The organism is Bacteroidota bacterium (assembly GCA_041658205.1).
GTDB lineage: Bacteria > Bacteroidota > Ignavibacteria > UBA10030 > UBA8401 > UBA8401.
In genome coordinates this window covers 985,377-997,972 of record JBBAAO010000001.1, presented here as the reverse complement: position 1 = coordinate 997,972, position 12,596 = coordinate 985,377, and the positions used below count along the sequence as shown (strand labels likewise).

Below are 12,596 nucleotides of genomic sequence, written 5' to 3'. Positions count from 1 at the left end.
AAGTCCCAAAGAACAAATCCCAAATTCCAACGATGACTTCATGGAGTTTGGGATTTGTTCTTTGGAATGTGGAATTTTACTGCAATCCTATTTTAATTGTCAACTGCGACAACAATCTCTTCCCTTCCACACCATCAACAGGTTTCATGTTTAATGAAGCGGAGAGAGTGCTGTTGTAACTCTTCGTGGAAATAATAGCATCAATAGCGCTAAGAACGTGATTAATAACTAGCACGCTGACGGCAAAACTTGCTGCATAATAATAATCGTTTGCCTTTCCACGCTCGACAGCATAATCCTTTAACTGTTGAGGAATAAAGTCATCGTATCTTCCACCATCAGAATCCGGAATACCATCTAAATTTAGATCGGGATACTTATCCCATCCATATTTGAATTGGTGATATTTACCGATCAATTCGTAATATTGCTGCTCGCGAAATTTTGGAAGCGAATGAGAGAACCCAAGTTTATGAACGCCTCGTTCCCAATCATTAATCTCTGAAAAATCATACTGACGCACCCTATTAAGATCTATACTTGCCGCCGGGCCATATTCTGAAACACCATACGTATTAATCCATTTTGCATATCGTTCCGGGCTCCAATGTTGTTCGGCATACGCCTGAAACTCCGTCGTTTTGGTATTTCCCAAACTGTTATTAACTAATGCATACACCACTAACGCAACTTCAGCACTAATAAATATGGCTGCCTTCGTATAATGTTCTGTCTGAAATTGTCCGACTCCAGGAAGTGCAAGAGAATATAATCCATTCAAAAAAGGTTCTTGTTTTTGGGGTGATTGGACAAGAACGGAAACAGATGATGAAACGGTATCTTGATGGACTTGAACAAGATCCCATTGAAAATTTCCCGTAATACGTTTCTCTCCGCCAAAAGAAACGTTGGCACAATAGAGAAAAAAAAGGAGAAACAATTTAGTACCCATCAAAACCCCTAACTAAACGTTTAAGATCGTTACTAAAGTCAAATCCGAACAACACACCAAAATAAAATCTCCATTCTTTTCCATAATTCGCAGAAACATTTCGTCGATTGTAAGAGAATGAATCTAATCCATACGTTCCGTTTACAAAAATCTTCGTCGGGTACGCATACCAGGAAAATGCATCAAGTCGAAGCTCAAATCCTACATCCCTCTTGAAATCCCGAATGTTCGGCGACCCTGTCCAAGCATTCCCGTAGTCAGCGTGAAACTCACCGTACAACCGGTCAAAATAGAGTTGAAAAATCCTGATATCAATATTTTCCCAAATCGGAAAACGATAGGCAATATTCAATGTCGAAATTTCATTTCCACTGATGGAATAGAAAGGATAGCCTTTCATTCCAACAAGTCCACCAGCATAGAAGTCAAAAAAGTCAGGAACTTGTCTTCCAAATACCGTCCCGCCGCGCACAGTAAAGGATAATGTATGCTTCCAGTAAGGTAATTTGAAATGTTCAGTATATCGCACTTCAGCTTTGTGAATCGTATACGGTACAAGTTTCAATTTAATCCCGGTGTCCGTCGCTTCAAACTCTGAAGCTCCGGTGGAATCCTCAGACACAAAATCGGCAAATTCATTATCTAATCTCAATGAGAAAGAACGGCCGACCGGATTGATCTCGCTTGTTCGCGACGGAACAATACCCGAAAGATTATATTGCAGCGAAAGATTCTTGCCGTTGAAATACACTTCCGACGACGCCGGCACAAGCAATGCGCTACTCTTCACAAGAAAAGAACTTAATGCGCTGCTATATTGACTATAGGTCAATCCTAACGTTAACAAATCAAACGGTCCAAAAACATGCTGCTTCAAGAAAAGATCGACTTCAAATAAACTATAGGTGACGTCTGCTGTTGTTTCTTCAAATTGTTCAACAATCGTAATCTTCTCGTTAGTACGCTTGCGCGATACGTTATATAGTTCGAGCAAAAACGTGGGATGCCATCCAAGTTGATGAAAACCAATAATGCGATCGCGATATTCAAAAATTAAAAAGAGGTCGCGCTCAAAAATATGATTAATCGCAGCTCCTCCAAACATATTGAACTTTTCCAGCATATCTCCGGAGACAAAATAAAAACCGGGCTTCAAAAAATCTAACCCGCTGCTTTTGGTGTTATAGTTATCAATCCGCAGGAATGGAATGATGGCAAGACTGCTGAAAATATTTTTATAGGTCTTACTTTCCTTCCCCAGCAGATTTGTGTCGTTATAGTTTCGTAATGCTGTAAAGTCAAATTGATTACGCGGAAGCGAAGCATTAACATCCGTTTTCGGAACGGGTTTGGTGTATTCGTATGATGTCTCCGAAAAATTATTTGGTCGCGGATCATCGATCATTCGCAATTTATATCCACCCGAAGTATAGCCTGCGTACATGATAGCACCGGTTCGATTCACCGTCGGCATGAATGTTCCGCCAAGAACATTTGATAGTTGTGATATTTCACCGTTCGATAACTCGAACCGATACAGATTAAATATCCCGGTGCGATCCGAAGCAAAAATGATTGCAGAACTATCCATTGTATAGACAGGATCTCTCGCATCGTCGCTGCCGGATATCAGAAATTCTACTGCACCACTATCGCTTGAAATACGGGCAACATCCTGTCCATCATTCATGGAATATCCAAACACAATCGATTTTCCATCAGGAGACCAATTGGGATGATAGGTCTGCTCGCCATTATGGAATGCCGTAAGTTGTCTGAAATTGTTTCCGCTGCTGTCGACAAGTCCAAGGTTCAACGAGCCGTCATGTTCAAAGGTAAACACCAGTTTGGAACCATCAGGAGAAACTGATGCGCTGATTGCTCTTCTGCCGAAGGTAATTCTTGTTTCTTCTTCCTGTTCGATACTGTAGGAATAGATGTCTGATATTTCAGAACCGGAAGGATTCTGATGCGAATGTTTCGTGTAATAGATTTTTTTTCCATCCGGCGACCAAGACAGTTGTGAACGGACTCCGCTGACAATCTGCTCCTCTTTTTTTGTATCGAAGTTCGCAAGGAAAAGCTCGGAAGATCCAAGATAATCTTGATCTTTATTGGAAGTATAAATAAATCGATTATCCACGGGAGAAAATGAAGGATTGAGATTTCCAAAACCAATACCTGTAATAAGACTATCCTCTCCGTCCAAAAAAAATTTACGTCCTTCAACAAGGTAAGGAATGATGCGGGAAGTTTGGCGTTTATACCGGGCGGTGAGAGTATCTTTCCAATCGTTATATAATTGCTCTCCGCTGATACCAATAGTTCGTTCGATGGCTTGATCGATCATAACATTGTTGATGCGGGATATATTCTTTGCGATGTTGGGAATCGCATCCTGTCCGTATTGTTCCGAAATATATCGTGTAAGCGCAAATCCTGCGTTATAAGAAGATTCATTCCCAAGCGACGTCTTTCCAAAAACACTCATCTCACTCCAAGAAAGCATATTGGAATCCAAAACGTACGATCGCAATATCATATCCCGATGTGAATCCCAGAAGTCATAACTCAATTCAGGACGATTATACTGTGCGACACCTTCGGCAAACCAGCTTGGAATAACAAATCCCGAGAGCGGATACGATACAACAGTGTTCGGATAACCATATAACACATCTTGACGTCGTTCTTCTTCGTAATTCAGCCACTGAAGGTAGAAGCCGGGAAATCGGCGGCCAAACTTCATCGATGTTTGTATCTGTATGATGTGTGTGAATTCGTGGGTAATGACGTTACGAAGCCAATTGTGAGAACCGCGAAATACGAAATCCAATGAGGGTGCCCAGATCTCAATCTTATTGTCGTAGAAATATGCTGCGCCGTTCGAATAATCATCGAAATCTTTAACAATAAAATTTACTTTATGATCCGGTTCATGTTGATAGAGCGTTGTCACCGGACCATAAATATCTTCGGCAATTTTAGCAATAACATTTGCTGTTCGTTCAGTCCCCTCATGATAATGAACAAAAAAATGTGCGGTTTCGATACTTTTCCAATTCAAATCGCCATGGTTATAATGATTCTCTTGTGCAGAAGTAAACGAAAAAATGGCCAGTGCAAAACAAATCAGTCTGTTCAGTGAAAGAACGCTTTTTTTCAACATCATTTCACCACCGCAATTTTTACGATCTGACTCGCCTCTTCCCCGCTTCCGGTGGCAGTGATTTGAGCAAAATAGATACCGCTCTGCACGCTGGAAATATTCCACGGGACTTCATTGTCTAATCCAACATAATTCGTTCCCTGCAATTCCTGAACAAGTTCACCGGCCAGATTCACGATCGTAATTTTCACTGTGGCAGATTTTCCAAGATAATATCGGATATTCGTCGAACCGGAATAAACAGGATTCGGCCAATTATAGGCGAATTTTTTTGGAAGAAGTTCCGCAGATTTCTTTACTTCAGAGACATCTGTACTGAGATAATTGGTATGAAAAACATTTCCGTATGGTCCACTCCAAACCGGATATGCTTCGTTTAGATCAACAGAAAGTTCAAACAGTGATAATGAAGTATCCGTTGATGCAGCCGCGATTCTTGTGATTGTTGTAGATTGATTTTGTGTGGTGTGATAAAAAAATGGCGAAGAAACTGATCCGCCGGTCTGTATTGGAAAACCTTTCACTACTTTATTCGGATATTGATATGCATATATCTGTCCGTTCGAACTTGAAAACAGAATTATTCTTCTCTTGGGGAACTCTAGATTCAGAACAGTTGGTGATCCGAAAATTGAACTCTTATCAAGTGCAGCAATAGGAAAATATTCAATCAATATTCCCGTTCTGCTGTATGCCGAAAGACCTTTATCTGTTCCGATAAGAACATCAACACTATTATCACCGTCAATGTCTGCGATTGCATACGATCCAGTGACTTTATCAGGTGATTTGAATGTTTTTATTGCACCTGATTTGTACGATAGTATTGAAACGTTATTATTTTCAGTTACGACGGCAGCATAAAATCCGTCGAGAGATTGATCATTCGACGTTTCATACCATGTCCCCATCGATAATATTTTTGTATATGAAAAATCCCATGTTTTACTATTATTCGATATTACTTTATCGCCTGTTACAGCAAAATAATTGCTGAAATAATCAACTCCTAAGAATCGTACCGGTTGGGTTCCGTAATTTATTTTTTGAACAGAGTATGTTGAATCATTTGTTTGACTAATCGAAACAACATTTCCTTTCTCATCGCCAACAAACGCGCTTTGTGTCAGCGCTGATCCATTGTTATCAGGAGTAAATAATGGACTGGTTATCATGTTACCGACGGAGATCGTTTTTCGGATGTCTGCAAGACCATTATTGTCCTGATCTTTTTCCGAAAAAATAATAATGACACTATCCTTAATTCCAACCAACACAGAATCCGATTTTGCGCCTGTGGCTGCAAAACGTTTTGTAAACGTCGGTTGGAAACGACCTCCGAACGTTGAAAATAATCCAGTGGAATTGCTCAAATATGGTGTCAGATCAGCGTTCAGCACATAGAGAGAATCTCCACTGGAGTAGATAAGTTCTTGTTTTCCATCACCATTAAGATCTGCAGCAGTTGGAGCATCATTATTATTCAATTTAAGATTATTCCGTTGAATCACTTTGACCAATTTAACATCAGCACTCCCCACGTTCGCCTCAAAAGTCATCCGAGATGCTTGGGCAGAAAAATTCTTCAACGTCACATGCGATTTTGCAAACGTGTTGCTGAGAGAATTGGGATTTGTATTCTCTGAAAATTCATTTTTATAGTTCGGAAAAATATTTCCGCTAAACCAATAATCGATTGGTGAGCCATCTTCGCTGCCGGATGCCGGATCGCCAAAATCGTACGTTTGACCAATATCCTGTGAACCATCCGCTTCTTCCAGATCGATGCCTCGTTTTGCCGGATCGGCGTTGATACTATTTGGTATAAGATTCTTCTCGATAATCGTTTCATCGATATGCCAAACGAGAATGCCCCCTTTATAACTATTATTGGCGTTGATCAAACCCGGCGCACTCCAATCCAATTCATCAACATCTATAACAACACCATACGCAGAATCGATATTTGAATTGGAAAAGAAAATTTCATCCTTCGTAAAGGTCTTGAGAATTGTTTGTCCCTTCCACTGCATCGTAAGAGTCTGCCCATCATTCTTTGCATCCCTCTGTCTGTTCTCAACAAGATAATATTCCTTCGCACTGATCGGGATCTTGTAGATTGTATCATTCCCGAAGGAATACAATCCAACTGCAGGAACATTGAGACTCTTATTTCCTAATACTTCAATTGGTGTTGTCCAGCCAAGATAGGATTTTTCCCAAGCACTCGGTTCTGGAGGAGCAATGCCCGAAAAACTAAAAATCGATTGTCCATCCATCAAACCAAATCGTCCGATACCCGATTTTCCGCTCTTTGTGTCGAAAAGATCCGGTAATCCTAAATGACTTCCGATACTGGCAACAAATAATCCGTTGATTCCTAATTTCAAAACAAATTCACTGCCAACGGATGGAATACGACGTACTTCTGTTTCGGGAAGAATGATGCTGTTAGGAATTTTAAAGGATGAATTGTTTAGGATAACACCTTGATACGAATTTCCAAAAAGGGATTTGAGCGAATTTAAATTAAAATAGAGCGAAGGAAGATCGAGCGGTGTAGGATCATAACCGAGAGCTGCACGAAGATCAATATCCTTGCCAACGCCTGCATGAAAGATGGTAAAAAGCTCATACTGTTGGAATGGGAATCCGGGGTATAATGAATCTGCCCCTTTCCACGCTTCATCAATCAAATTCGCCAGAGGAAGATTTCCACTCACCGGGGCGTAATCTTTCATCACTTTTTTTAAAGTGATCACTTTGGAGAGCACCGTTATACGCACATGCTGTTTTCCATTGGATGCTTTGGCAAAATAGTTCTGCGCAAAAAGACCATGGTTCGCAAAGTATGCCGAGTCATGCGGCGGCGCATCGATGATCCGCTCATCGGAAAGCGTGAGATCAAATTGTCCATTTCCCGATGTTCTCGAATCATTATCAGACTGGAATTGCACCTGGATCGAAAGAACATTCAGCGTGTCCGGAAATGTCACTATCGATGAAACCTGATAAGAACTATTTTCAGCACGTAATGGATGAGAAAGCTTTTGCGAAAAAAGTGTGTGCAAAAAAAGGAGAGTAACGAGAAGAATTTTATTTTTCATTTCGATTTAATGTTGGAATAGCTCCGGCGCTGCAGCGCGTAACAGGTTCTACCGCGCTGCAATCTTCATTGTAGAACTCTTACAACATTTCGTTCCACAAAATGAGAAGTGTAAAACGAAGAGTCTCGGACAGAGGATGATTTTCTTCTTTGGAGGAGATATAGCTGAAATCAAATCCATAAATATCATAACGCAAACCGGCACCAAATGTCATAAAGTTGCGATTTCCGTTCAAGGGATCTTCAAAGAAATATCCCATACGAAGCGCAACTTTTTTATCATACCAGTATTCCAGTCCGACCGAAGTATTAATGTATTTCAAATTTGCATCAAAAGAATTGTTCGTGAACGATGTGATGATGGATTTCGGAAGTTCATGAGATGCACCATTCGGTTCGCGATAAACGAGAAGTTTTGCAAAATCAACGGCAAGAGTCAAGCTATTGAATTCATCTTTCATCGGAGTTATACCGAAGCCTAAACGTAATTGCGTCGGAAGAGGATCTGCTTGCGCTGCATCAATATACGTCACTTTGGGGCCGAGATTGGTAACGTTCATTCCCACACTAAAGAGATTCCCAAGATCTTCTTCGATGAACGGAATGATTAGAGATTTCGGACGGTATAAAAAACCGATATCAAAACTAAAATCGTTCGCGATACCGGAACCTTTTTCCTGCGCCGTTCCGATTGGAGATAGACTGGAATTGATATATCGAAGATTGATTCCTAATCCAAAATCGTCCGTTACCTGCGCTCCATAGCCAGCGGTAACAGCAAATTCAAATCCTTTAAATTTATCAACAGCATCCGGGCCTTTTTCCGTTGTAACAACAAATTCTCCAAGATTAAGGTACGTGATACTTGCGCCAAATGTTCCGCCGTATTCCGGCATCTCCTGCTTAATATTGAAATAATCATAGAACAGATCGGACAAGTTAAATTGCGGGAGCCAGTTTGAGTGCGTGATACTTACTTCTCCCCCTTTTTGAAATGCAAGACCAGCTGGATTCCAATGGATGGATGCCGCGTCGTCTGCAATTCCCGTTCCTGCCTCACCCATTCCGCTGGCGCGTGAATTCGGCGAGATCATTAAGAACGGAACAGCCGTAGAACCGGCCTGTGCAAACACCGTTTGCGAGATATTAACAAAAAATAGTACTGCTCCAACTGCACTGAACACCTTTTTCATCTTATAGCTCCTCAATGATTTTCTCTTTTAAATATAGTTAATAATGTTTTTTAATACCAGCATTGCTTTAAAGCACACTGTCACCGAACAATCGCCATTTTCCCAATTGCTTCACTGGTGAACCGACCATCAACAGTCTTCGCAATCACCTTATAGAAATAAATTCCATTTCCTACTTCATCGCCGTCAGTATCAATCCTGTTCCAATCAATCTTGACAAACCGTTCGGAAATACCAAAACGCTCTATTTTATGTATCAACCGTCCGGAAACAGTATAGATGTTGATTGCCACATCAATCGGTAATAACTGATTGTGTTGAAATGTAAATGCCGTTCTCGTCGAAACTGGATTTGGGAAATTATATAATTGTTGAATGGATAGGCCACTACTCGATGCCACGGTGAAATATGATTCTGCCGAAGAAGAATTATTATGAACATCCCACGCTCGTATGTTAATGGAATGGTTCCCGACTGAGAGTCCGCTCATAGTATACTCCGCCGTACCCTTCTGATAACTATCAATTGTTCCTTTGTAGAATTCCGTCAGATCAACGCTCTTTGCATTTCCATCTATCCAGGCTTCCATCCGATGGCCAATACTGTTTGTAGATGAATTGATTCCACTGCTGTCGGTTAAACTAACAATCAATGTCGGATTCTCCGTGACAACATCACCTGATCTGAAATTTTTATTGTCAAAGAAAATAGAAATATCTGGACCGAGCGAATCAGGTTGCACAGAGCTGCTTGCTCCACCCACAATGAAATTGCTCGTATATCCTCTTCCGTCGGATGCAGTATTTGAAAAATAGATCGAGATGCGGCCTTTCTTGTTGGCATAAACAATATCTTTTGGAACAATGAACGTGGCACGCATGACACCATTCTTGACAGAACTTTCTCCTTTATACATAATCCCGCCGTTTTCGTGATACTCCAACCCTGCAATGGTAGAAATAGTCTTCGTCCTGTCAGCATCAAACACCGTGAGTAAAGCACTTCCAGTATAGTTTGAGACGATAGCATTCGCAGTATCACGCACTGTCGCTTTGATCGTAATCTTTTCCAACGCATGCATAGTATCCGCAACCGCTGAGGAAGATGTTTGCAATGAATCAATAAAAATTTTATCGGTTGGGACTGCTAACTGAAGCGTCGGATCTCCCATTAAAAAATATTTCTGCTTATTTCCAACATCATTAAGAACATTCTTTGTCAACAGATAAGCATCACCAAGACGCATCACCGGTTTTTGAGCAAATAAAAAACCGTAGAAATATTGATTCGTTTCTGCATTGGCGGTGGAGAATACAGCCCGCGTTGCACTTAACACTCCTATTGCTCCTCCCTTTTTATTAAACATAACTTCTTCTGCAGAGCTTGACTCACCCGCTTCTTCGAAACGTCCCCAATCACACGTTGCGGCTACAATGAACGTCAATTTATCTTGGTTTTGGAATTGATTGCGAACATCGTCCAACGTTAAAATACTTTCGTGTGCCCACACTTTAGGATTGCCGTGCCCAATAAAATTAAGAATTAACGAGCCGTCATTCACCTGATCCAGCATTTCTTTCCGTACATCTGGCTTCCTTCTTCCTGATGAAGTATACACGACAGGATATTCTTCCATATAGATTCGATGTATTTCAAAATCTTTCGGTGTGTAAACGTCAGCAAGACTTTCGGCATCGAATGTATGAAGCGTTTCGTCTTGATTATCACTAGCCCACTTATCGTCTGCAACAATCGTAATGACATTTTTCCAAACTCCTTTGGGTGCAGATAATTCATACTTGATGATTTTATCAACAATCAATCGAGCATCATCGGCAGAACGAGGTGTCAAACGACCATGGGCTATTGAGACATGACCTGGTGCGCTGCCATCGAGATAGGAGAAATAATCTTCATTGCTTAACGAATAAATCTTGTCGTTCGATTCCGCGGTTTGATATGTGGGGACAAACGATCGGTCATTTTGAAGTACAGATCGAAAGTCAAAACTCGCGTCCCCAAAAAACAGAACATATTTCGGCTTAATGCTCCAATTGTAAAATGCATACCGGATAAAATCCCGGATCGCTGTTGGGTCAGGCATACCAATACCAAATTCATTATAGATGGTATCAACATCCACGACAACTGTTGAAAGCTTTTTAGAGCCAGGCAGATTCTCTTTATGGTTTTTCAATCGAACCGCTTCACTCTTGAAATCATTATGCGAAACAATAATAAACTCAGCACCATTGAATCCGTGCAAATTTGAATTGGCAATCTTTACCACTGATTTTGGAGAGAGATATTTTGCTTCAGTTCCCGCCCAGTATGTACGGATCGTTCCCGTTTTCAACGTATCCTTAAAGAGTATCGATCCAAGTATTTGATCGGCAGAATGATTGATCTTTCTGACATTATTCACATCCGAAACATCATAGACAGTAAGTGAATTTGTAGAAAATCCTGTTACAGAAAATTCAATCGTTCCATTCGTGTCCGGTGACGAGAACAGTAGCATGTCGTTGGAGGCAGTCAATCGTTGTCGATAAAAAATTTCCAACCAATCGATAAAACCAAACGCAACAGTGCTGGTGACCGAGTATGTCATTTTTATATTGCTCCGATCATCAGATAACACTGGAACAATGGTTACTTCCCGCTCTCCGCTCGTATTGGAATATGTCGCTATCGGATAATTGAGTTCAAAATCGCTTTTACCGGCAATGAATTCCGACGCGATTGGTGAGCCGGATTCTTCAAGAATGAATTGTGCATTGGCGTTTGATCGAGAATACAACGTATACTTGTAAGAGACAGGGGTTCCGGCAATTCTTCCGGTCAATTTATTACTGATCACTCTGGATTCGTTTGCATTCATCGGTGGACTAAACCATTGTTGTCCGGAAAAAAGAAAGTTAAACTTCTCTTCATCCACAAATACTTTACCCAAGGCTTGATTCACCGAACCACTCGTTGCCGAAGATACCGAAATATTTTGTAGCTGTCGTGATGTCGTGTTCGCGCCGATACTGAGGAAATAATAATTACTGAATGTATATGGATTCACATAATGGTGGAGCTGTTTTTGCACCGGATTATATTCCCATCCTGTTGTACCTTGGCCATAGAAAAGAATATAATCTTCAGCATCGAATTTTAAGTTTGAGTTTTTATCTACATACTCAACGGCAATTTGCGGAAGATCCGCAGGACGAGTCGTTCCAAGATCTTCCGGAATACGCCTACCGTTCCCACCAAAGATTTTGATATCATAAATGGAAGAAAGCGAACTAGGTTCTATTCCAATCGCTTTCAGGTACGATGCACTAATCTTATACATCCCTGCATCAACAACTTCCATTTTGTACCACGTACCAGATGAAAGGAGAGAATTTACCGAGGATATTTTTTTAAGCCCTTCCTTCATACTCCAACTTTTTGCCACAGAGTAATTCAGCAACGATGCTTTTGCCCATTCATCATTTGCGGATCGATCGAAGGCAATATTTCTTGCGCCAAAATCAACACGAACAACGATTCGGGAATAACGCTTAAGTGTCTTGGACGAAGATTGAAATTGATATGGTGCAATAACAATATCGCCAGTCAAGATTCCCTTTACCATGCCAATATTTTTCAATTCCACAATTTGAGCCGGGTAAAAATTCTGATGTGAGATGTATGCTGCTTTATATCGATTTTTTATTGTTCCTAAATTATCAATCGCCTCGATATTCGGGACCGGGGCAAGGGAGTACGAGTGTATTGTTTCAATATCGGATGCAACAATGGAAACGATATTCCCTTGATATGATGGAAGTGCGATCGACAGCACCCTTGTACCAATTTCTTCTTTGCCGGCATCGCGTTGTGAAGAAGAATGGCGAAATTTGAATTGCGGAATTTTATAGGTAATTCCCTCTTCAACAATATTGATATCTCCAAAATAGTGCGGCCGGAATTCTAACGTGATACCTTTTTCATCCGATGACTGTATTGTGACATCTGTATACAGAGAATTCCCTTGACCTAAGGCAATGGCGCTGAATAAAACAACAATAAAAAATAATTTTTTAGCCATAAATAAAATACCGAACGGTGAGCTGCAAAGACACTTTCACGTTCGGTACAATAAAAAAGCAACGAGTATAAACGTTAAAGGTGTCATAAAA

At 40.7% G+C, this 12,596-nt stretch carries 5 protein-coding genes; all 5 read right to left on the bottom strand.

Features of this window, described 5'->3' with window-relative positions; genetic code table 11:
- Window positions 1-76: 76 nt before the first annotated feature.
- On the bottom strand, window positions 77-952 hold the full coding sequence (locus tag WDA22_04105) for a hypothetical protein (protein ID MFA5832643.1): 876 nt from the start codon (window positions 950-952) through the stop codon (window positions 77-79).
- Window positions 942-4,124, bottom strand: coding sequence for a biopolymer transporter Tol (locus WDA22_04100; protein MFA5832642.1), 3,183 nt, complete (start codon window positions 4,122-4,124; stop codon window positions 942-944). The genes WDA22_04105 and WDA22_04100 overlap by 11 nt, the downstream gene beginning before the upstream one ends.
- On the bottom strand, window positions 4,121-7,228 hold the full coding sequence (locus tag WDA22_04095; GenBank protein ID MFA5832641.1) for a T9SS type A sorting domain-containing protein: 3,108 nt from the start codon (window positions 7,226-7,228) through the stop codon (window positions 4,121-4,123). Before WDA22_04095 ends, WDA22_04100 begins: the two co-directional genes overlap by 4 nt.
- Window positions 7,229-7,307: 79 nt before the next feature.
- Complete coding sequence (gene porV / locus WDA22_04090) at window positions 7,308-8,420, bottom strand: type IX secretion system outer membrane channel protein PorV (protein MFA5832640.1); 1,113 nt, start codon at window positions 8,418-8,420, stop codon at window positions 7,308-7,310.
- Window positions 8,421-8,500: 80 nt separating this feature from the next.
- Window positions 8,501-12,505 carry a type IX secretion system sortase PorU gene (gene porU, locus WDA22_04085; protein MFA5832639.1) on the bottom strand — a complete coding sequence of 1,335 codons (4,005 nt, stop codon included), beginning with the start codon at window positions 12,503-12,505 and terminating at the stop codon, window positions 8,501-8,503.
- Window positions 12,506-12,596: the final 91 nt, after the last annotated feature.

Excerpts from the sequence above, each read along its gene's own strand:
- WDA22_04105 (MFA5832643.1), bottom strand. The coding sequence starts at position 952 with ATGGGTACTAAATTGTTTCTCCTTTTTTTTCTCTATTGTGCCAACGTT.
- WDA22_04100 (MFA5832642.1), bottom strand. The coding sequence starts at position 4,124 with ATGATGTTGAAAAAAAGCGTTCTTTCACTGAACAGACTGATTTGTTTT.
- WDA22_04095 (MFA5832641.1), bottom strand. The coding sequence starts at position 7,228 with ATGAAAAATAAAATTCTTCTCGTTACTCTCCTTTTTTTGCACACACTT.
- porV (MFA5832640.1), bottom strand. The coding sequence starts at position 8,420 with ATGAAAAAGGTGTTCAGTGCAGTTGGAGCAGTACTATTTTTTGTTAAT.
- porU (MFA5832639.1), bottom strand. The coding sequence starts at position 12,505 with ATGGCTAAAAAATTATTTTTTATTGTTGTTTTATTCAGCGCCATTGCC.